The sequence below is a fragment of the Persicimonas caeni genome (genome assembly GCF_006517175.1).
In the GTDB taxonomy this organism is placed as follows: Bacteria; Myxococcota_A; Bradymonadia; order Bradymonadales; family Bradymonadaceae; genus Persicimonas; species Persicimonas caeni.
The window spans coordinates 4,726,517-4,749,182 of sequence record NZ_CP041186.1; the positions used below are offsets into that span (position 1 = coordinate 4,726,517).

The window sequence follows — 22,666 nt, forward strand, 5'->3', positions numbered from 1 at the left end:
TTACTTGATGATGATCTCGACCCTCGGCCCCGCCTCGAGCGTGACTTCCCCACTGTCGGCCACGTGCATGTCGCCGTCGATGGTGTAGGCAATGGGCTCGTCGGAGACGAACACCGCCTTGGCCGACACTGCCGACCGGAAGACGTCTTCGGGGACGGGCAGTCCCAGTCGAATGCGCGGCAGTTGCAGGGCGGTGCCCACCGCGCCTTCGGTGACCCCGAGCAGGTGGAACGCCCCCGCCGACTCTTCGCTGCGGATAAACGGGCGGAAGCCCAGCCCGATCTGGTCGACCGTCGAGGCGAGCACAGCGGTGTAGTCGCGCTCTTGCCAGACCTCGTCGTCGAGCTCGATGCGCGCGCGAAACGGGCGGAACAGCTCGCGGTTGATGTCGCTGTCGAAGGGCATCGTGGCCACGGCTTTGGCCAGAAGCTTGGCGGCGGTGGTCGGGCTCGGATTGCCGGTGCCGTAGTACAGCTCCAGAAAGTTGGCCACCAGGCCGTTGCCGAAGATGAATCCGTAGCGCGTGCCCGTCTCGTCGCGGACGGCCAGCAGGTCGCGCTCGGTCGTCTCGAAGGGCTGTTTGGTGTAGTATTTTTCGACCAGATTCGCCAACAGCCGCGCCGGCGTGCCCTTGACTCCGACCGCGTTGGACACAGTGTTCATGGTACCCCCACGAAGAAGGGCTACCTTGGGAAGGGGGGCGTCACCCCACACCTCGATGAACTTGGTCAAGGTGACATGGTTGGTGCCGTCACCGCCGTTGAGCGCCAGGATGTCGATGTCGTTGTCCCGGAATTGACGGGCGGCGTCGCTGACGTCCTCGATGCGGTTAGTCAGCTCGTAGGTGTCGTCTTGGCCCAAGATGTAGGCGAGCCGGCGCATCTGTTCGGGATGGCGCCGGTTGCGGCGGCTGTGAGGGTTGCTGATAATTCCGATGCCGGGCATCTGCTGTACTCCGTGGGCGAGCCTTGCTAAACCTCAGGCGATTGCTAAACCATAGAAGGAATAGCAAAGTGACCTTTCCCGCGGCAAGCGCAACTGCTTTGGCGCGGCAGGTGCAACGATGGCAGGGGCAACGATGTGGGGGGCCGGCGAGACGGCCGGTCAGATATATGGCTCGATGTTGATGGTTTGAATGGATATTAATTCACCGCGTCCGGTGGCGACCGGCCGCGTTCAGTGACTAGCAGGACAAGAGGCGTTGGTCATGGCAGATAACAGATTTCCGTTGGTTCAGAAGCTCGAAGAGATTGCCCAAAACCTGTGGTGGTGCTGGCAACCTGACGGCTGGTTGGTCTTTCGCGACCTCGACCCGGAGCTGTGGCACAAGACCAACCACAATCCGATCGCGTTTTTGGACGCCCTGTCGCCCAAAGAGATCGAAGATCGCGCCCAGCGCACCGCGGTGGCCAGCCGCATCCAGAATGCCCATCGAAAGCTGCGTGACTACGTCGACAAGTCCGGCCCGAAGGCGTGCATGAGCGCCGGCACCCTGCACACCAAGCCGGTGGCCTACTTCTGCGCCGAGTTCGGCATCCACGAGTCATTCCCGATCTATTCGGGCGGACTGGGCATCCTCGCCGGCGACCACATGAAGGCTTCGAGCGACCTCGGCATTCCCATCGTCGGGGTGGGTCTGTTCTACCCGCTGGGCTACTTCCAGCAGTCCATCGACAGCAACGGCTGGCAGCAAGAGGAGTATGGCCGCACCGACATCGAGACGCTGCCGCTGACCAAGGTCAAAAACGAGGACGGCCGGCCGGTGACCATCGAGGTCGAGGTGGGCCAGGGCACCATCAAATCCCACATCTGGCGGGCCCCCGTGGGCCGAAACCAGCTGTTGATGCTCGACTCGGATGTGCCGGGTAACAACCCGGAGGACCGCCAGCTGACCAGCCAATTGTACGGCGGCGACCAGCGCATGCGTATCCGCCAGGAGATCTTGCTGGGCATCGGCGGGGTGCGCGCGCTCGAAGCGCTCGATATCACCCCCGGCGTCTATCATCTCAACGAGGGCCACAGCGCGTTTGCCACCTTCGAGCTCGCCCGGCGTTATATGGAGCGCGAGGAGCTCTTCTTCGACGAGGCGCGCGACAAGGTCATGCGCCAGACGGTGTTCACCACGCACACCCCGGTGCCCGCCGGCCACGACCGCTTCCCCATCCAGCTCTTCGAGGACATGCTCGGCTGGATGCGCCCCAAGCTCAAGCTCGACCATCGTCAGTTCCACGGCTACGGGCGCATCGATCTCGACGACCCCAACGAGCCGTTCTGCATGACTGTCTTGGCGCTCAAGATGAGCCGGTACCGCAACGGCGTCAGTAACCTGCACGGCGAGGTCAGCCGACGCATGTGGAAAGACCTGTGGCCCGAGCGCGAGGTCAAGGACGTGCCCATCGGCCACATCACCAACGGCGTGCACGTCAACTCGTTCCTCGCCCCGGAGATGCGCGGGTTGTACGACAAGTATCTCGAGCCGGGCTGGGAGAACCGTCTCGCCACCCGCGAGGGTTGGGCGGGCTTGGGCAACCTCGAGCCCGGAGAGTTGTGGGAGACCCACCAGCTCTTGAAGTCCAAGCTCATCGATTTCATCAACGAGCGCGTGCAGAACCAAAAGGCGCCCAGCGGCGACAAAGAGGGCCAGGTCACGCCCGGCAGTGGCTTCGACCAGGAGACCCTGACGATTGGCTTTGCGCGGCGCTTCGCGACCTACAAGCGCGCCGACTTGCTCATGCGCGACATGGAGCGGTTCAAAAAGCTGATCAACGACGCCGAACGCCCCGTCCAGTTGGTCTTCGCCGGCAAGGCCCACCCGGCCGACGAGTACGGAAAAGCGCTCATCCAGAAGATCGTCAAGGCGACCACCGACCCGGTCTTCGAGGGGCGGATCGTGTTCTTGACGGACTACGACATGAATATCGCCCGCCACATGCTCCAGGGCGTCGACGTCTGGCTCAACAACCCGCGTCGCCCGCAGGAAGCCTGTGGTACCAGCGGCCAGAAGGTCGTCCTCAACGGCGCGCTCAACTGCTCGATCCTCGACGGTTGGTGGGCCGAGGCCTACGACGGGCGTAATGGTTTCGCGATTGGAAACGGCACCGAGTACGCCGACCCGGGCAAGCAGGACGCCCACGACGCCAAAGAGCTCTACAAGGTGCTCGAGAACGAAGTCATCCCGCTGTACTACGACAAAGATCAGACGGGCATGCCCCGCGAGTGGATCGAGCGGGTCAAGTGGAGCATTATCAGCCTCGGCTGGCGCTTTTGCGCGAGCCGCATGCTGCTCGACTACCTGAACCACGCCTACCTGCCGGCCAGCGGCGCGACCAGCGCGGAGATGTAGAGGCGGCGAAGAAGCAAAAGAGCAAAGAAGCGAAGAAGCAAAAAAGCGAAGAAGGGAAAAAGCAAAGAGGGCGCTCGCATCGGCGGGCGCCCTCTTTGACTTTTTAGCTCATTAGCTCATTAGCTTTTTAGCTTTTTAGCTTTTTAGCTTTTTAGCTCATTAGCTTTTTAGCTCATTAGCTTTTTAGCTCATTAGCTTTTTGCTCACTACGCCGTTTGTTGGCGTTTCATCGCCCGCTGCAATTCCTCTTCGGACAGACCGGAGTGGCCTTCGACCGTGATCGACTGACTCTTGTCGGTGTTCAAATCTTTGGCGGACACCGCGACGATGCCGTCGGTGTCGATCTCGAAGGCCACCTCGATGCGCGGCTTGCCCTTGGGCTGCGGCGGGATGCCCGTCAGGTTGAACATGCCCAATAGCGTGTTCTCGCTGGCGGTTTGCTCCTCGCCCTGCAGCACCGTGATCGTCACCATGTCCTGATTGGCTTCGGTGGTGGTGAAGATCTTGGTCTCACGCGTGGGGATGGAGGTGTTCTTCTGGATGATCTTCGAGAAGCGATCGCCCGCCACGCGAATGCCCAGGCTGAGCGGGGTGACGTCGAGTAGGATGACCTCCTGGACTTCACCGCCGAGGATGCCCGATTGGATGGCGGCGCCCACGGCGACGACCTCGTCGGGGTTGACCCCTTTGCTCGGCTTGCAGGTAAAGATCTCTTCGACCTTCTCCTGAACCAGGGGCATGCGGGTCATGCCGCCGACGAGCAGCACGTCGTCGATGTCGGAGGGCTGGATGCCTGCATCCTTCATCGCCGTGCGGCACGGCTTCTCGAGACGCTCGACCAAGTCGTAGCACAGGTCATTGAGCTGCGAGCGCGACAGGGACAGCGAAAGGTGGCGCGGGCCGGCGTCGTCAACCGCCAGGAAGGGCAAGTTGATGTTGGTCTCGGTCAGCGTCGACAGCTCACACTTGGCGTTCTCGGCGGCCTCCTTGAGCCGCTGAAGCGCCATTTTGTCCTCGGAGACGTCGATGCCCGTCTCGTCTTTGAATCGCTCGAGCAAAAAGTCGAGGATGGCGCGGTCGAAGTCTTCGCCGCCCAGGTGGTTGTCACCGCAGGTGGCGGCGACCTCAAAGACGCCGCCGCGAAGCTGGACCACGGAGACGTCGAAGGTTCCGCCGCCCAAGTCGAACACGATCAGGTTGGCGTCGTCGGTCTTCGAGTAGCCGTAGGCGAGGGCGGCAGCGGTCGGCTCGTTGATGATGCGGCGCACCGTCAGGCCGGCGATCTTGCCGGCGTCTTTGGTCGCGCTGCGCTGGGCGTCGTTGAAATAAGCCGGCACGGTGATGACGGCTTCCTCGATCTCTTCGCCGAAATAATCCTCCGCCGTCTGCTTCATCTTGCGCAGGATCATCGCCGAGATCTCTTGGGGGCTGTACTGCTGCCCGCTGACCTCCACCCAGGCGTCGCCGTTGGTGTTCTCGACAATCTCGTAGGGAAGCGTCTTTTTGAGCTTCTTGACCAGAGACGAGTTGTACTTCTGGCCGATCATCCGCTTGATGTCGTAGATGGTGCGCTCGGGATTGATGATCGCCTGGCGCTTGGCCTGCTGACCGACGAAACGCTCATCGTCTTCCGTAAAGCCGACCATCGACGGAGTGGTGCGCGAACCTTCACTGTTCGGCAGCACGAGAGGGTCGCCGCCTTCGATGACCGCCACACAGGAGTTGGTCGTACCGAGGTCGATTCCGATGATTTTGCCCATACGATTCTAATTCCTTGAAACTCAACCTGATTCTAGGCTGCCGGCCCATCACCATACCACGGTCAGATGGGCCCCTCCAGTGATCTCATTTCGATGCCACACAACGAGGTTAGGGCGTATTTACTTCTTAAACAAGTTTTTAAGAAAGCTGCCCGCGTCGCTCTCATCGTTGCTCTCGTCCTTGTGGCGCATCTGGTACAGGCGCAACTCGCGTTCGGCCTCACGCGACTTCGGGTTGAGCTTGTGCGCTATCTTAAAATGCTTCATCGCCTGCCGAGACTTGTCTTTGACCTTCAGGATATGTCCGAGGAACAGGTGTGCGTCCGGAAGCGACTGGCGGTCGCCAATTTCGATCGCTTTCTCCAAGACCTTTTGAGCCTCATCGCGCTTGTCGGGCTCGTTGAGGAACAGGAAATAGCCGTAAAAGGTCATGTAGGTCGGGTTGTCCGGCTCGAGGTTGTAGGCCGTCGAGAAGTAACGGAAGGCGAGGTGCTCGTTTTCGTTTTCCCGGTAGGCTTTATAACCTTCGTTGAACGCCTTTTTGGCCTTGTCTCCGCGGTTATGAATCCCGCTGGTGGTGCCGCTGGTGGACTTGCGTCGAAGCTTCTCGAGCCTGGCCTTGCGCTCCTCACTTCCCTGACGCAACTCGCTCTTGCGCGTCTTGCCCTGCACGATCGGCGTGGAGGGTTCGCGGCCCAGGCCGATGGGCGTGGCGCGGCGCTTGGCCTTGAGACGCTCGACCCGCGACTGACGCGCCGAGTCGTCGGTATCCACCTCCTCGGATGCCATTTGGGTCGCCGGCTCGGCGCCGAAGCTCGGCTCGTCGAGGCCGGTGCTCGCAGCAGACACACCTGTGTTCAGCGTCTCGGTCGACGGGCCTGCGACGCTTTTGCCACCGGAATTCGTCGAGGTGCGCCCGGAGGTCATCGGCTCGGAGATGGAGTCGCCAACGCCGGTCGACTCGCGCGGGTCTGGTCGCGTCTGCTCCTTCTCGACCTTGAGCAGTTCGGTGTAGGCGTCTTTGATGGCGATGAAGATCTCCTGGGCGAGGCGTTTGACGTCGCCAGAGACGTTGCCACCGTAGACGTCTGGGTGGTGCATCTTGACCATCTTGTAGAACTTGGTCTTGATCGGCTCGCGGCCGCAGCCCTCCCAGACATCGAAGATCTCGTAAGGGGTCGCCTGCTCGATCTCGTCGAGAAAGTCGTGCAGTTCCTTTTCCAGATCGAGACGTCCCGTGCCGGTGGCGCGGTAGGCCTTGGTCGCCTTCTTCTCCTCTTCGACCCGCTGCTGCTGGGCCTGCTCGACGGCCGCGTCGTACTGGACGTTCACCCCCTCGGGGGTGGGCTGGCTGCGCAGCATGATCAGGTCGGTATGGCGCGCATACAGGCTCGCCTTGAACCCGGCGGTCGCATCGGCACCCAGCGCTGCCAGCGCCTTCTCCAGGTGCGTCTCGCCATCACACGCCTTCATGAACTTGTCGAGGATCGCGTTGGCTTTGACCGCATCGCGCCGCTTGGCCCACAGGTTGGTGACCGTGGGGTAGGTGCGCATGTGCGGCATCATCGACTGCATGACACGTCGTTGGGGGACGTGGCGGTCGAGGCTGTTGAAGATGAAAGGGAGCACGTCGATGGGCTCCCCGTCGGGAACGCTGGTCTTCGCAAACGCGTACTGGCCTCCCTGCCAAGCAAACGCGCTGGCGAGTGTCTCGATGTCGGAGAACGCCGCGCTCTTGAGTTCGAGTGGTTGCCCTTCGCGGATGGCGTAGCGCCGCTTGATACTATCGTTTTGAAGCTGGAGCAGGCCGGTGGCGCGCGTCTGCGCCAGGGTGTAGAGCACGCGCGGCAAGCTCACCTTGTCGAGCAACCCCTTTTCGAGGGAGGGCAGGTGCACTTCGACGAGCGTGGGCCCGACGTCGGCTTCTGGAGCCTGCGCCTGCTCTCGATCCGCCGCGGCCTCGGCGAGAAGGTCTTGGAGGTGAGGTGCGAGCAGTTCGACGCTCGGCTCGGCGCCGCCCAGCTCGATGGAGTCCCGAAATGAATCGAGCGAACTGATGAACTGCTTGGCGCGCTGCGACGCTTTGCGCAGCAGTAGAACGCCGGGAGTCAGCTCCTTCTGGAGAATATTGTCCAGCAGGATAAAGGCATCGAGCCCCTCGATTTTGATGGCGTCGTAGTCGATGCACACCGCGTCGAAGCGGTCCTTGAACAGCGCGTCCTTCGCTTCGGACCATTCGCCGCAACTTTCTACGGTGGCATCGAGCTTGGCGACACACTGCGCGACAGTTTGGCGCAGTGTGTCATCTTCAGTTATGAGAAAGACCTTCTTCATGCGTGCTCACAGGCTTCCGCCGAGTTCTTCAATCTGTCGGAGCATCTCGCGCTTGGTGGCCACCGGTACGGTCTCCTTGGTGGCGATTCGCTTGAGGTACTCTTTGAACGACTTGACCGCCAGCTTGTTCTTGCGCATGCGCTTGTAGAGATAGCCAAGCGTGCGGAAGACCTCCGGGTCGTCATAGCCGTAGCGCACTGCGTTTTGCAGGTGCTCGACACTCTCGAGCTCCTTGCCGGTGTACTGCAGTGCCATGCCGAGCTTGTACTGGACTTCGGCATGCTCGGGACGCTTCTCGAGGACGTCCTCGAAGTTCTCGATCGCCTCGTCATAGTTCTGCTCGCCGTAGTTGGCTTCGCCCATGGCGATGAGCGCCTCGGTCATGTCGGGCGCCAACTCCAGCGCGCGGGCAATGTCCTGCTTGCCCTGCACCGAGTAGCCGAGTCGAGACAGCAGGCGGCCGCGGCGCACGTACAGTTGCGGGTTGGTCAAACCGTAGCTCTCGTCGACGGCCGTGGCCTTGCGGTACTCCTCGAGTGCCTGCGTAAGGCGCTCTTCGGCCTCGTAGGAACGTCCCATCCAGTAACGAAATTCTCCTTCGTTGGGACGGTAATCGAGAACGTGGCGGAAGATCTTCATCGCCTTCTTGTAGTCGCCCTGCTCGAAGGCCGTACGACCCACGAAGAAGTACGCGTCGTGGTAGCGAGGGTCGAGTTCGTAGGCCTTGTTGAAGTCCTCGCGCGCCGTATCGAAGTTCCCCTGGTCGAAGTAGATGCGACCGCGGATGAAGATATACTCCTGATTCTTGGGGTACTGCTCGATGACCTTGTTGATCTGCTCGACGGCCTTGGCGAAGCGCTCGGACTGGCGATAAGCGTCGGCCAGGTAAGCCGACAGGCGGATGTCCTGGATCCCCTCTTCTTTAGCTCGCTCGAGGAGGGTCAGCGCCTTTTCGTCTTCGCCGTTCTCCAGGTACATGCGCGCCAGCGCCAGGCGAGCCGGCCAGTAGTTCGGGTCGCGCTGCAGCGATGCCTTGTACCACTGCTCGGCCAGGTCGCGTCGGTTGCTCATCTTGAAGTAGGCGGCGACGTCGGTGGCGACGCCGGCGTCGATCTGCTCGGGCTGCTGGCGAATCTGCTGGATATGAGATTCGGCTTTCTCGACGTCTTCGTCGACCTTCCAGGCCAACTGCGCGAGGGCCGCGTGGGCCGACAGCAGCGCCGGGTCGATTTGCACGGCGCGCTGCAGCGCCTTTTGGGCGTCGAAGAACGCACCGCGTTTGCGGTTGAGCTTGCCCAGGTACAGCGGGAAGCGTGCGTCGTTCGGGAAGAGCTTCTCGCCCTCCTCGAGCTGGCGGATCGCTTCGTCCCACTTCTCCAGGCCCATATACGAGCGCACGATACCGAGCATCACCTCGGGATCCTTTTCGCCCAAATTCTTGTTGCTCGTAAAGAAGTTCAGCGCCTCCTGATACTTTTCGGCGGCGGCATACTCCTCGGCCAGCGCGCGTAGCGTATCGGTGCGGCTGGCGTCGATGCTCAGCGCCTGGGTGTACGCTTTGATCGCCTCTTCGCTCTGCTGGCGTGCCGAGTGGACGCGGCCGACCAGGTGGTGGGCACGAGCCTGCTCGTTGGCGGCTGCGAGTTGCTTGAACTTGCTGAGCACCTTCTCGAGGCTCTCGGTGGCGTTGTTCAAGTCGCCGCGCTCGTAGTAGGCCTCGCCAAGGTCGACCAACGAGGCGATATGCTGCTCCGATTTTTCCAGTGCCGACTTCCATGCGGCGATGGCCTTCTGGCGGTCACCGCCGAGTTCGTACAGACGTCCGAGCCAGTAGTGGGGCAGGGCGGCCTTGGCGTTCGCCTCACTGGCGGCCTTCAATGCCGTGCGTGCGCGGGCGGCCAGTTGCTTGGCGGTGCTGTCGAAACCCGTGGACTTGGCGATCTTCTTTTTGACTTGTTTGTCTTTGGCCGCGGGCTCGTCTTTCGCTTCGGGCGCCTCTTCGGCGCGCTTGTCGCCGGCCGCTTTGTCGTCCGGCTTCTCAGCTCCTTCGCCAGCCTTCTCAGCGTCGGCAACCTCGCCTTGTTTGGGCTCTTCAGCTCCGTTGGCTTCGGCGCCCTCACCGTCAGCCTTGCCCTTTTCGGCGGCGTCTTTCTTCGCCGCGTCCTCGGTCTCCTTTTCACCCGGCTCGTTTTCGGCCTTCGGTGCAGCAGCATCGTCGGCGCCCAGGTGCTTCTCGAGGGCGATGACGTCACCGACGCCCATCATCAGCTGAGCGTAGTAGCCGAGCTCGCCCGACTCACCGACCAGCGGCTCGAGGTACGAGCGCGCGGCGTCGGCGCTGCCGCTTTGAGCTTCGTAAGCTCCGCGAGCCAAGGCTTCCCAGCCGCCCGATGCATTGGCGTACTTCTTGGCGAGTTTGGCGGCGTGTTTGGCGACGTCTTTGTCGTCATAGCGCGACAGGAAAAGCGACTCGACGACAAGCAGCTTGGGCTCCTCGCCGGCGTCGAGCTTGGCCTTTTTCGACTGGTCGATGACCGCCAGTAGATCCCCGTAGTTGTCCGAGGAGGCCATCTTCATGTCGACGGTCTTGGGGCCGGTGTCTTTGACGACCTTTTTGACCTCATCGCCAGAATCGGCGAAGAAATACGAGTAGATGCCATAGCCGGCACCGCCGATCACCAACAGGGCGACCAACGGCACGCCGATCATGGTGGTCAAGCCACGCTTTTTGTCCTCTTCGACGGCTTCATCGCGCGTCTTTTGTGCCGGAATGCCTCGCGAGGCGGGCTGACGCGGGCCAGAGGAGGCGGGGCGGAACGGATCGTCGTCGTCGAGGCCACCGTCATCCAGGCCGGCATCGTCGAAGCCACCGCCAAAGTCGTCATCCCACGAATCGCCGCCACCGTCGTCGAAACGTCCGGTATCGAAGGCGTCGTCGGCCGGGGCGCTGCCCATCAGATCGTCGCCCCACTCACCCGATTTGCCGGCGAGGTCGTCAGGACCCCCGTCGTCTCCGGCTGCATCGGCCGAGTCGTCCAGGAAGGAGAAGCTGGCGTCACCCGACAGAAAGTCGTCGTCCTCACCTCCGCCATCGTCGAACAGCGCGTCGGCTTCTAGGCCGCCATCTTCAAAGAGATCGTCCTCGTCGTCATCGGCCGGCGCGGCGAATAGGTCCTCGGAGTCTTCGTCGCCAAAGCCGGCGTCTGCGCCACCGTCCGGTGCTCCAAAAGGATCATCGTCGACCGGCGCGGCAAACAGATCGTCGTCGTCCTCTTCGGCCGCAGGCGCGTCGAACAGGTCGTCGTCATCGTCGGGGGCGCCGAAGAGATCATCTTCGTCCTCTTCGGGGGTGCCGAATAGGTCGTCTTCGTCGTCGTCGACGGGAGCGCCGAACAGGTCGTCCTCGTCATCGTCGACGGGAGCGCCAAACAGGTCGTCCTCGTCGTCGTCGTCGACGGGAGCGCCCGGGGCGCCGAACAGATCGTCTTCGTCGTCGTCGACGGGAGCGCCGAATAGGTCGTCCTCGTCGTCGGCCGGAGCGCCGAACAGATCGTCTGCGTCGTCGTCGACGGGAGCGCCGAACAGATCGTCCTCGTCGTCGAGCGGAGCGCTGAACGGATCATCGTCTTGCGCGATCGGCAGGGCGTCCTCGCCTTTGGCTTGCGGCAGACTGTCGCTGCCTTTGGCCGCAGGAAGACTGCCGTTCTTCGAGGCGGGCAAGTCAGGGGCGCCCGATTTGGCTTGCGGCAGCCCGGTCGATGCGGACTGTGGCAGGCCGGTCGATGCGGACTGTGGCAGGCCGGCTTCTTTCGACTGTGGCAGCCCGGCGGCGTCTTTGCTGGCGGGCAGGCCGGCAGCGTCTTTGCTCGCAGGCAGGCCAGGGCCGTCGCCTTTGGGCTTAGGGAGGTTGAGGCCTTTCGGTTTGGGCAGCCCGGGACGGCCCCCTTTAGGTTTGGGGAGTCCGGGACCATCGCCTTTGGGCTTGGGAAGTCCGGCGCCTTTGGGAGCCGGCAGACCGGGGCCGTTGTCTTTCGCCTTCGGAAGGTCGGCTCCCTTGGGAGCAGGCAGCCCTGGCCCGTCTCCCTTCGCTTTGGGAAGTTGGGGCGGACGGGCTTGAGGCAGTTCAGGCTCGTCGTCGTCGACGACCGAGGAGGCCCACCCGCCGAGCATCGTGCCGCCGGGGTTCATTCCGGGATCGTCGCCGCCGGAGGCATACTCGGCAAATTCGGGGATCTCATCGAGCCCCTGCCAACTCTCCTTGTCCGCCGAGACCTCGGCGTCGCCGCTGAGTTTGCCGGCCTCGAGCATCATCCGGATGGCATTCTTGTCGAAGGGCCCAAACACCTTCCCCGTCGGCCGCTTGACGAAGAAGCGGTCGACTTTGCCCGAACGCCCCGAGGCGCCGAGCAGGGTCGAGCCGCCGTCGTCTTGGACGTCGTCGGGATCGACTTGAAAGGTGTGGGAGCACTTCGGGCAGCGCATCGACAAACCGTCAGCGGGTACTCGCGAGGAGTCGACCTCGTATTCCGCCGAACAGGAGGGGCACGTAATGTTCATAAGAACCGTTTCCTTCAAACGTCACGGGAACGACGCTTCCCAAAGCATCTAAAGCGCCTGTTATGCCGTTGTGGTTCCGAGAAATGGAGTCACGCGTCACTTTACCGCCCGCTGTAGGCGTTGACAAGCAAATGACCTTGGAAACGGTGCTGAATTGGTAGGGAAATCAAAATCGGCAGCCGGGGAGGCGTGTGGCTGCGTGCGGGTGTATTCGATCGGGGGAGGGCGAGGGGTCCAAGAAATAAAAAACCCCGCATGGCTGCTCGTGGGTCTTGTCCGGCCCGACTGTACCGGAAGCCATGCGGGGAGCGGTAGTGTCCTGGGATTTCCTAGGCTCAGCGGTAAAGTACCGCCGCGTTGTCCGTATGCTTGCCCCGAGCGGACAACGGCGCCTGGACCTTACCAACTAGGAGGTCACTACCTCACCAGTCGGGTTATGTATCTTTGATCTGCGCACTGGATCACCTCCTTTTCTGGGCACCACGTTTCGCGACTCCCAAGTCGCCGCGGCTGCTTGCACGCGCCCTCATGCAAGTCCGCTTCGACACGCCCTATGCGTGTCTTACCCGAGCGGTGAACCCGGGCCGACCAGCAGGCAACAACCTGAAGGCCGCTTGCGAGGAGTATAACAGAAGGAGCGACGAAAACAATTCCACGAGATGTCAGAAAATTCGAGAAAAGTGGAGCTTTACCCCACTTTGACGAACACCGACTCGTCGATCACTTCGACCGAATAGGTCATCACCGGCGCGCACTTACGCCGGTTGCATCGGCCGGTGGCCAACTCGAAATCATACTGGTGGTGGGGACACGTGATCTTGCCGTGATGGACGACTCCATAGGCCATCGACTTGTCTTTGTGCGGGCAGATCTCGTCGACTGCGTAGACCTCACCTTTGTCCTTGCACAGCAGCACGCTGCGCCCACCGGTCTGGACCTTGCGCGGCATCATCTGTGGGATCTCGTCGAGCCGGCACACCTCTTCAAAGCCGGCCTCTAGCAACTCGTCGCGCGTGCTTGACATCGATACTTCCTAAGAAAGAGTCGCGATTAAAGTCCAAAGGGGATCACAGTCCAAAGGGGTACGTCTCGGGCATGTCGACTCCTCCGCGCGCGGCGTCTTGCCACAGCGTGGACGGGTCGAGCGGCACGACGGCGCTGGTCACGTCCATGTGAATCACCCAGTCGAACTGCTCGGAGAGGCGAGCGTCGAAGTAATGGCTGACTCGCTCGGTCTCCGGGCGGTAGATGACCCCGATGGCGCGCTCCAGGCGCGGCTCGGCCAGCGCCTCGTCTAGCTCGGCGTCGGCGTGCAGGTCGAGCAGAAAATAGCTCGGACCGGCCCTGTGGAACAAGGCTTCGAAGCTTTCGGCGAGCCCGGGGCGCACGCGCTTGTACTCGGCGTGGCTGCCCCAGTTCGACGAGGCGGTCACCGCGCCCTCGTAGGTGGTAAAGCCGACGTTGAGCACCTGGTCGCCGAAGCGCTGGCGCAGCAGCTGACCCACGTTGTGCTCGCCTCGCCGCGACATCGCCGTAGCCCGCGCGTCGCCCAGGTGCGAGTTGTGCGCCCAGATAATGGCCTTGCTGGTGCTTCCCTGCTTCTGCAGGTGATCGAGCAGGGACGACGCCGTCTCGGCCATGTGCTGGTCGCGCAGGTTCCAGGTCGACGCGCGTCCGTAGTACATCGAGCGGTAATACTCTTCGGCGTTTTTGGCCACGCGGGCGTTCTGCTCGGCGAAGAAGAACTCCTCCTCGGCCGTCGTGCCGTCGTGAGCGCGCATCTTGTCGGCCAGGAGCTGGGCGCGGTTTTGCTCGAGCTCGACGAGTTGCTCGACAACCTCGTCTTCGCACGTCTCGGCGCCGCGGCGACCGGCCGTATAGCCGTAGGCCTGGGCGTCGGGTCCGAAGTGGTCGAAGCAGGCGTAGCGTTCGCGCGCACGCCGGGCTGCGTCGGGATTGTGCTCGTCGAGGTAGTCAATGACCGCGTTCATCGACCGGTGCAGGCTGTACAAGTCGAAGCCGTAGAAGCCGGCGCGGTCGGCCGGGGCGTGGTCGCGATTGCGCACGCGCATCCATTCGACGAGCTCGACGACGTCCTCGTTACGCCACATCCAGCGCGGGTAACGCTCGAAGTCGCCGAGCGCCTCGGAGGCGTCGGGCTCTTGGCGGGCGTGCTGCACGTAGCGGTTGACTCGGTAAGCGTCGGGCCAGTCGGCTTCGACCAGCACCGCCGAAAATCCGTGCTCTTCGATCAGGCGTTTGGTGAGCTCGGCGCGCACCCGATAGAACTCGTGGGTGCCGTGGCTGGCTTCGCCCAACAAGACGAAGCGTCGGTCGGCCGCTTGCTCGACCAACGGGTCCAGGTTGCGCGGCGAGCCGCGAAAGGGGTGGGCGGTCTGGGTGATGAGGTGTTCGAGCGGGTCGCTGAGTGTCATGGCCAAAGCTGCCTGATTCGTTGGAAAACGAAACCTTCGGGCGCGTGCTCTCGTGTTAAGAGATAAGCACGCGCCCAGAGGCTGTCAGGCAGACGAGGCCTTGCAGAGATCGAGGCGCTTTCAACATGGGCAATTAAGGACTTAGGGGCAGCGAATCGGAACCATGTCACAACTCGCAACCCCAAAATCCTTAATTGCTCGAGTAGAAGGGGCTGCTACTTCGCAAGGCCTTCGCCTCTCACAAACTCAGCCTTCGCCTCTAACAAACTCAGATAGAGCCGAGCAGCTCGAGGTTGTTATGGGTGCGATCGAGGCGCTCGAGCAACCATTTGAGCGAGTCCTGCTTGCCCATGTCGGCGATGCGCCGGCGCAGGTGGGGGACGCGGTGGCCTTCGACCTCGCTCAGAAGCTTGAGCTCGCGTCGGGTGCCCGAGGCGCCCAGGTCGACCGCCGGGTACAGGCGTCGGTTGGCCAGCTCCCGGTCGAGGACGAGCTCGGAGTTACCGGTGCCCTTGAACTCGTGGAAGATCACGTCGTCCATGCGGCTGCCGGTGTCGATCAGCGCGGTGGCCACGATCGTCAGGCTTCCGCCTTCCTCCAGGTTGCGCGCCGCGCCAAACAACTGGCGGGGTCGATCGAGCGCGCCGGCGGTGATTCCGCCCGACAGGGTGCGCCCCGAGCCGCTGGCCGTATGGTTGTAGGCGCGCGCCAGCCGCGTGATCGAATCGAGCAGCAGCAGCACGTCTTGGCCGTCCAAAAGCTTCTGCAGCGCGCGGCGGAACACCTTCTCGGCCAGCTTGATATGGTCGCGCGGCGAGCGGTCGGTGGTGCTCGCCTCGACCTTGGCCGGGATATTGCGCCGAAAGTCGGTCGCTTCCTCGGGCCGCTCGTCGATCAGCAGCGCTACCTGGTGGATATCCGGGTAGTTCTCGCGCACCGATTGCGAGATCTTCTGCAAGATCGTCGTCTTACCGGCTTTGGGGGGGCTGGTTACCAACACACGTTGGCCTTTGCCCAGCGGCGCGATCAGATCGATGAGCCGGCCGGTGATTTCATCGGGGCCGGTCTCGAGCTTGATGCGCTCGTCGGGCTGGATCGGCGTGTAATCCGACAACCGATCAGCCAATCGTTGCAGTTTGTCTCGTCCACGTCCGCGTGAGCGTCCGCGCCTGCGCTTTCCTCGTCTTCCCATACGACTCGCGTCTTGTGAGGTGAAACCGCTCTGAATGCTTCTCTCAGAGCATTGTTGCCTTGAATAAGGATTTCACGGGGGGGAGCAATCCTGACGGATAACACCTAAAGGCGGGGGCGAGGGCCCTTCTTGGGCCGGGCTAAACGCCCCAACACGGTGTAGTTTGACACAGGTTGGAATTCTTTTCCACCCTTTCTTGTTCTTATCCGGGATGTTCTTTTCACGCGTATTGAATTCCTTGCCTCGGTAAGGTAGCCTTACGCGACAATTATTTGGGCTTTACGAGGAGGCGCACTTTGGACACTCTCGACGTACTCGAAAAAGCAGAACGAAAAGGCGGCCCGGAACGCCGCCAGGCGATGACCGACGTCATCATGGCCGCCCGTGACTTGGGCTGCGACTTCAACGTCGGTGGTGGTAAGGCAGGCGGTTTCAACGTCCGCTACGGCTCGCTGCGCTACGCAGTGATGGATTTGAACACCCGCGGTGAGGTGTTCCTGCACATCAAACATCACCCGAGCAAAGACATCACCGACGAGCAGCGCGACGAGGCCAACAAGTTTGTCGAGAGCCTCGAAGGCTTCACCATCAAGAACGGCCCGATCAACAACTACGGTCAGATCGAAGAGCCGATCGAAGAGGTGCCGGTCGACGCGCTTCGCAAATTCCTCGAGCGCACCGTCGAGGTGATCCGCGAGGTCTACTATCGACCCCACATCGAGCTGGCTGGCTGACTCGGCCAACACAATTCGGTGAGTAGAACCATCGGGCCCGCCACGGCGTTTACGTGGCGGGCTCGTTGCGTTTGCCTTGAGCGAGACGCCTCGTGGTTATCTTCCAACCCGCGCCCGCACTTTCTATCCGCGTTTGTCGATGCGGAGCGTGCGATGAGGCGACGCTGTCAAAGGAGGAAGATATGGAGACCACCAGAAATTTCCCGTATCTTCGCAAGATACCGGGTTTGGAGCGCATGGACGTGAGTACGCGTGACTTCGAGTCGCGTAACCGTCCGCTGTTGCTGACCTGGGCGTTGATCTTTTTCGGCTTGGCCGCCGCGAGCCTCGTGGCTCGCCTGACGATCTTTACCGAAGGGCCCAGTGCTTTGTTATTTACCCTCTTTCTGGTTCTTTTCGGCATCCTCGGGCTGATCTCGTGGCTCGCCCGGATCGTCAACACGCCGGTGGGTTGAGCGCCAAGAAGCGCGGGGCGCGAGGCCGCCAAGATACGGGCCCCTCGCCCCACGCCACTCGTCTTACTGCTCTTATTGCGCCGGGGCCGGCTCGCCCAAAATGTCTTCGAGCGACTGCTCGCGCGCCTTCATAATGCGCGCGTATCGCTTCTGGAACTGATTGGTGGCGTAGTCGACGAAGAGTTGCTGTTCGAGGCCAAACGGCAGCTCGTCGTACGGCGCAAACGTATCTTCAATCATGCCCAACGCCAGCGGGAGCATCATCGTCATGCGGCTCTCGATGGTCTGCCAGACCCCTTCGCCGTGTTCGGCGACCAACCGCGACAAAAAGTAGACCCCGAAGGCCAGGTGGCGCGACTCGTCCTGCTTGAGCAGGCCGGCGACCTCGCGCATGCCGGGCATCAGGTCGTTCTCTTCGAGCATGTGGTGAAACGCGTAGTAGCCCGTCTCGGCGAGCACCCCTTCGACGATCATGTTGTAGGTGACCGACGCTTCGGCCTGCGCCTCCGGCGAGTTGTCCTCGTAGAGTCGGTTGAGCGCGCTGGGGAGCGCCTGCTCGAAGATCGCTTTGTAGTTGCCGCCGTGGAACCGGCTCAAGTCGGTGCGCTCTTCGGCGACCTCGTCGAGAAAACGACGGAAGACCTCGACGTGCTTCGCCTCCTCGAACAGAAAGGAGGTCAGGTACATCTCCTCTTCGAGCCGTCCCTCCTTGGCCACGGTCATGATCAGCGGCAGCAGGTCGAGGGTGACCGACTCCTCTCCGGCCAGAAACTGCGCGGTCAGGTGCAAGATGACCTCGCGCTCGAGGTCGTTCATCTGCTTCCAATCCTCGATGTCTTGGCTGAAGTCGATGTCCTGCGGGTCCCACGTACCCAGCTTCTTGGCCTTCGCCCACAGCCTCATCGGCGGCAGGTTGTGGTTGAGGCCAGCGGGGCTCGTCGTCTGGAAGTTACGCTCGGTGCTCATGAGTCTGCTCCATATTGAGGAGGAGTGAATGAGGTTCGACGGCTTCGATTTGTTGCGACTGGGTACGTTATGCCACAGATTCTTGGCTATTCCAACACGCGTTGGAATAAGTTCGGGGTGAGCGCCTTGCAGTTGAGTCACGCCAGCTATTCCTATGTGTATGATCAAGTCCCCTGATTGGCAAAATCGGTCGAATTGATCTCCTTGCAGCTTGCGGATTCGCAATCGATTTGGTGGCGGCTCGCGGTTAGCGAGGACATGCTCTCTTTCCTATACGTGGTCGTCGCAATGGACGCCTAGCACCCTGTGTCTTTTACGGTATGTGGGACGCCGCCATTTGAGGGCGTGAGTCCTGTGGCTGCACGAATAGCAGGCCGCGGTCGTCCCTCGCGAGCATGGCCAATGCCCGCTACCTCAAAGCTGCCATTTCTGTCGTTTGGTTCATCTACAAGTGCTTGTTCAAACGGTTGATCTACTCAGCAGATGGTGATTCTCTTTAGGCTGTTATCGGGTTGTACTCGTACTTTTTTTGGTCTCGAAGCATTGCACGTATCGCCAGCGCGAGCCTTCGCGCCACCGCCACGATCGCCACACCGGCGCCACTCTTGGCTTTGATGCGCTCATAGACTGCCCGCATCCCGGCGTCTTTGCCGATCAGCGTCCAGCTCGACTCGACCAGGGCTGAGCGCGCTCGTTTATTGCCCGCTCGCGTGATTGAGCCCTTGTTTTGCCCATCTCCACTGGACCACTCGCCTGGCACAAGCCCAAGCCAGCTCGAAAACTCCTCGCAGCGATCGAAACGACTCACGTCACCGAGCTCGAGCAAAAGGAGCATCGTGGTCAGCGCGCCAATCCCCGGCACGCTGCGCAACAACTCGGCTTCATCGGCCCATTTTTGGCTCTCTTCCATCTGGCGAAGTCGCCCCTCGAGCCGTTTAATCTGCTTGTCGAAGCTGTAGATGACGCCCACCAGCGCCTCAATCGCCAGGTCGAGATTCTCGTCACCGGTCGGCCCCTCCTCGAGCCAGCGCATGAATCGCTTCGACCAGTTGGCCTTCAAATCGTCCGGCGCCGAGACGCCGTGAAACAGCAGCAGCGACTTGAGCTGAGCCTTGAGCTGGCTGCGGTGTTCGACCAGCTGGCCCCGGGTACGCACTACCTGCCGCTCGCAGTACGTATCCTCGTCGAGCGCGTGAACGGCCGGAAGCATGCCAGCACGAGCCTGCTCGGCCAAATCGTAGCTGTCGCGCTCGTCGGTCTTGATCTTCTTTCCGCCCTTCTTCTGGCGCACATGTGTCGGCGGAACCATAAACGCATCACAGCCGAGCTCTTCGAGCCATTTCAAGAGCTTGTAGCCAGTGGGGCCTGCTTCATACACAGCAACGATATCGGCGTCTTCGAGACGACGAACCAGCCCGACCACATGCTCCTTGGCGTGGGGCAGCGACTCCGAGAGCACCATCTCACCGTCATCGTCGATGACTGTCACATGCAGCGTGCGCTTGTGGGCGTCGATTCCCATCCACAGTTTGCGCGTCGTTGCAATCACATCGTTGTCGATCTTATAGTTTCGCATGGGTCATCCTCCTGGAGTGAAATCTGGTGGCCGCCTCGTGCGGACCACGTTCCAACTTCAATTTCAGGGGATGACCCACTTTCATTTCAAGTCGCGCTCGCTGCTGTCGTCTCTCGTCAGTGCACAGCATGACATTTGGGGCGCCTATTTGAGGCGCCTGAACTGCGGCGCGGAACTACAATTTGAGGGTAGCTTCGATGCACCACATGAGCCGCATTGAAACGACCCCCAAATTGTAGTTCCGCGAGGGCACTTTCCAGCCCTCGCCCCAAATAGCAGTCCTCCAGCAACCGAGGGGCCTCAAACCAAAAAAGCCCCGGCTGCGTTCGCAACCGGGACTCTTAAAGCTTCAGCAATCAGTCGAGCTTAGAAGTCGACCGAGCAAGCCTCACCGTCGCAGAACTTGTCTTCCTGGTCGTGGTGCAGGGTGTTGCCGTTGTGCTGCTTGAGGGGAGTGATGCCCTTCATCATCTCGTGGTACTCCTCCTCGGTGATCGCCTCGTACGGAGGCTGCTTGTAGCCGTGGTCACGCATCGGCAGGAAGCTGATGCCTTTGAGCCGCGTCTCGTAGGCCGCCAGGATGCGAGGGATCTCTTCGGCCTCGGTGTCCGGATCGAACTCGGCGGTGCAGCTGACCTGGTTGTCGGCCCAGTAGTGCTGGACCTGGGCGGCCAGGTCGACCTTCTCACGCAGGCTGACCTCGTTCTTGCGTCGGTCGAGCGAGTTGACCTTGATCGGGAAGGAGATGACCATCGTGTTGTCCGAGTAATGGTCCTCCTCGATGTGGTAGCCGGCCTTCTCGCACATGTCGAGAAGCTCGTGGCCCTCTTGGACGCGGATGCGTCGGATATAATAGGGCGCGTGATCCCAGTGCACGCCCGGGGTCGAGCCGGCGAGCAGGCTGACGGTGCCGGACGGCTTGACCGAGGTCGTCTTGATGGAGCGCGGGATGCACAGCCAGTCGGAGTACTTCTTGTCGAGGTACTGGATGTACTGATAGCCCTCGTCGCACCAGTTGAAGAACTCACGGTAGCCGTGCTTGTTGATCGCCTGGACGATGCCGGTCATCGAACATCCGATGCGTCGGTTGCGCAGCATGACGGCGTTGGTGCCCGGATCGTGAGTCTGAATCAGGGTGACCGTCTTGGCGTACTGGTAGGCCACGCGCAGCGTCTCTTTGTAGTCGTCGATGCTGTCGTGGTGCGTCGGGTAGGTCTCGACCAGGCAGCAAAGCTCTTTGTCCCAAAGCGTCTGCTCGACACAGGGGTTGGAGCCCTCGGCGTGCTCGTCCTTCCAGTTCGCCTCGTCCTTCATGCGGCCGAAGGCGCGTGCGTTCTCCAGCCAAAGGTAGCCCGGCTCGCCGTTTTTGCCGGTACGCTTGGCCACTTCGGAGTAGTCCATGCCGACTTCGGCGGCGATGGAGTTGTTCGACGCCCAACGCCACGCGGACACCTTCTCGGGATCCATTTTCAGGTCGAGGAATTCGGTGTCGTCGGGGGCGCCGAAGGCGATTTGCGCGGTGCGGCGCACACCACCCGAGACCACGCAGCGGCCGGTGATATTCATCGTGTCGACGATGAGCTTCGAGTCGACCTTCTTGCCGACATAGCCGTCGAACAGATTCTCGAGGGTTTCGAGCATCTTCTCGAGGGGAGCCGGGCCGCTGGCCACGCCGCCAAACGACTTGATCGGCGCGCCCTTGGGACGGATCTGCGAGAAGTCCCACTCACGCGGCAAGGTGTCTTCGCCCACGTAGGCGTTGAGGAGCTTGGTCAGCGCCGCCGCCCAGCCTTCACGGCTGTCGGGGATGACGAAGTTCTCGTTGCTCACCTCGGGCTTGACGATCTCGCGCTTGCCGGCGCCCTTGGTGTCGAAGCCCACGCCCACCCCGAGCATCGACATGCCGAACATCCACGAGAAGGGGCGCGCGAAGTTGCGGTCGATCTCCTTGGTGGAGATGAAACCGCAGTTGTTCAGTGCCGCGCCGCCGCGCTCGTACACGTAGTCCGAGCCCATCATCCACAGGCCGCGGCCGGGCGGGGTCCATTTAAAGTGAAACAGGCGATCGTATGCCTTGCAGGCAAACCGGTGCGCCTTCTCTTCGTCCCAGGGGAGGCCGCGCTCCATGCAATGAACGCGCTGGACGGTAAACATTCCCTCGATGACGCGCTGGCAAGTTTGCCACCAGTCTTCGCCGTCACGGCTGTAGGTGCGTTTGTAGGTCGCCCACGAAAGGTCACCAAACCCCCACTTGACCGGACGCTCCCGGTATTCGTCTAGGAAGCGCTCGTCGAGTGAAAAAGTCCCCCATTTTTCAACATCAATGATCATGTTCGCATCCTTGCGTTGCGAAGGGTTCCCCTCCGGAACTAACCGGTCGGAAGAAGACTCCATCTAGCCTTCCTTGGTCTCCGTCCGCGGTCGGCGTGCGACCGTCGAGATTGAGACGAGCGAAGACCCAAGGCAGGCCTAGATCGACTCCCGCCGGACTGCGGTTATTTCCCGTCGAGAAACCGAATTAACAATTAACAAAAGAGACGGATCGGCCCCGGTCTGAGCTCGAGAAGTGCAACCCAGAACCACAACATGTTGGGGTGTTTGCGATCCGCGACCCACTATATCTAGTGTGTCTGATTTGTAAACTAATTTTTTCGCATCCGAGGTCAAGAACAACGAAAACCGAATAATTGCGGAGGTTTAGAAAGGCCAGATTTTCGAGTGTCGTTTTTGAACGTATGTTCAGTATCGCGTGGGCGCCGAAAATGCAACACCGCGCACAGCCGCATCATAGCTGGATCAGAGAAAACCCGCCCCCTCAGAGAGCCGAGCTCGAGGGGGCAGAGCGCTCGGGCGATCACGTGATCGCCCGAGCGTTAATTTTGTGAAATTTTAGATTTGTGGTGTTAGCGACGCCGGCGTGTTTTTTGTTGTGCGCGACCCTCGTCGCCTTCCTCTTTGAGCACGTACACTTCGCCGCGCTCACGGTGGTAGACCCAGCCCTCGAAATTCTCGTCGAGATAGCGGGTGAAGTCCTCTTGAGGCTCGCCGGAGACGCGCTCGACCTCGGGGAGCTCCTCGACGTCTTCCGGGTGCTCGTCGAGCCAGTCGACGCTGTAGACGACGTACTCCTGGGGCACGCTCGGGTCGGCAGCGCCGCCGTAGACGGCGTCGAGCATGATGTCTTCGTTGACGTTGCCGCTGTTAGGAGGCGGCCACTCGTAATCACGCCCGGCCATGCGGCTCAGGCGAGCAAATCCTTCGTTGGTCGAGATGTCGTAATTCGACTTGAGTCGGTGGTATGCTCCGGGCATGGC

The 22,666-nt window shown here is 61.5% G+C and carries 13 protein-coding genes and 1 pseudogene; 3 read left to right on the top strand and 11 right to left on the bottom strand.

Annotated elements, in window-relative coordinates; translation table 11 throughout:
* Entirely contained in the window at window positions 1–945 is a 945-nt protein-coding gene (locus tag FIV42_RS17390) for a diacylglycerol/lipid kinase family protein (RefSeq protein WP_141198918.1), read from the bottom strand.
* A gap of 262 nt (window positions 946–1,207) precedes the next feature.
* Here FIV42_RS17390 and glgP point away from each other — a divergent pair, with 262 nt between their 5' ends.
* Window positions 1,208–3,343 carry an alpha-glucan family phosphorylase gene (glgP, locus tag FIV42_RS17395; RefSeq protein ID WP_141198919.1) on the top strand — a complete coding sequence of 712 codons (2,136 nt, stop codon included), beginning with the start codon at window positions 1,208–1,210 and terminating at the stop codon, window positions 3,341–3,343.
* A 215-nt stretch (window positions 3,344–3,558) separates the two neighbouring features.
* On the opposite strand, the pseudogene dnaK reads toward glgP, so the two are convergent.
* The 6 genes and pseudogenes from dnaK to rho all read right to left on the bottom strand — a co-directional run.
* Window positions 3,559–5,103: pseudogene (gene dnaK, locus FIV42_RS17400) on the bottom strand (molecular chaperone DnaK); the annotation flags it as partial.
* A gap of 120 nt (window positions 5,104–5,223) precedes the next feature.
* Window positions 5,224–7,437, bottom strand: a complete 2,214-nt coding sequence (locus FIV42_RS17405; RefSeq protein WP_141198921.1) for a DUF4388 domain-containing protein — start codon at window positions 7,435–7,437, stop codon at window positions 5,224–5,226.
* Between the two features lie 6 nt (window positions 7,438–7,443).
* Entirely contained in the window at window positions 7,444–11,994 is a 4,551-nt protein-coding gene (locus tag FIV42_RS17410; RefSeq protein ID WP_141198922.1) for a tetratricopeptide repeat protein, read from the bottom strand.
* Between the two features lie 688 nt (window positions 11,995–12,682).
* The gene (locus FIV42_RS17415) at window positions 12,683–13,018 is read right to left on the bottom strand and encodes a Rieske (2Fe-2S) protein (protein ID WP_141198923.1); all 336 of its coding nucleotides are present in this window, start codon (window positions 13,016–13,018) and stop codon (window positions 12,683–12,685) included.
* A 43-nt stretch (window positions 13,019–13,061) separates the two neighbouring features.
* Window positions 13,062–14,429, bottom strand: coding sequence for an erythromycin esterase family protein (locus tag FIV42_RS17420; protein WP_141198924.1), 1,368 nt, complete (start codon window positions 14,427–14,429; stop codon window positions 13,062–13,064).
* Between the two features lie 268 nt (window positions 14,430–14,697).
* Entirely contained in the window at window positions 14,698–15,555 is an 858-nt protein-coding gene (rho, locus tag FIV42_RS17425) for a transcription termination factor Rho (protein WP_168210728.1), read from the bottom strand.
* 362 nt (window positions 15,556–15,917) lie between these two features.
* On the opposite strand from rho, the gene FIV42_RS17430 reads away from it, so the two are divergent.
* Window positions 15,918–16,355 (top strand): hypothetical protein, encoded by a 438-nt coding sequence (locus FIV42_RS17430; RefSeq protein ID WP_141198926.1) that lies wholly within the window; start codon window positions 15,918–15,920, stop codon window positions 16,353–16,355.
* Window positions 16,356–16,537: 182 nt separating this feature from the next.
* The gene (locus FIV42_RS17435; protein ID WP_141198927.1) at window positions 16,538–16,810 is read left to right on the top strand and encodes a hypothetical protein; all 273 of its coding nucleotides are present in this window, start codon (window positions 16,538–16,540) and stop codon (window positions 16,808–16,810) included.
* Window positions 16,811–16,882: 72 nt separating this feature from the next.
* Here FIV42_RS17435 and FIV42_RS17440 read toward each other — a convergent pair whose 3' ends face one another.
* The 4 genes from FIV42_RS17440 to FIV42_RS17455 all read right to left on the bottom strand — a co-directional run bounded on the left by FIV42_RS17440 (window position 16,883) and on the right by FIV42_RS17455 (window position 22,663).
* On the bottom strand, window positions 16,883–17,776 hold the full coding sequence (locus FIV42_RS17440; RefSeq protein ID WP_141198928.1) for a R2-like ligand-binding oxidase: 894 nt from the start codon (window positions 17,774–17,776) through the stop codon (window positions 16,883–16,885).
* Between the two features lie 496 nt (window positions 17,777–18,272).
* On the bottom strand, window positions 18,273–19,352 hold the full coding sequence (locus tag FIV42_RS17445; protein WP_141198929.1) for an IS110 family RNA-guided transposase: 1,080 nt from the start codon (window positions 19,350–19,352) through the stop codon (window positions 18,273–18,275).
* Between the two features lie 366 nt (window positions 19,353–19,718).
* Window positions 19,719–21,683: a glycyl radical enzyme family protein gene (locus FIV42_RS17450; RefSeq protein ID WP_141198930.1), complete on the bottom strand. Its 1,965-nt coding sequence runs from the start codon at window positions 21,681–21,683 to the stop codon at window positions 19,719–19,721.
* A gap of 572 nt (window positions 21,684–22,255) precedes the next feature.
* On the bottom strand, window positions 22,256–22,663 hold the full coding sequence (locus tag FIV42_RS17455; protein ID WP_141198931.1) for a hypothetical protein: 408 nt from the start codon (window positions 22,661–22,663) through the stop codon (window positions 22,256–22,258).
* Window positions 22,664–22,666: the final 3 nt, after the last annotated feature.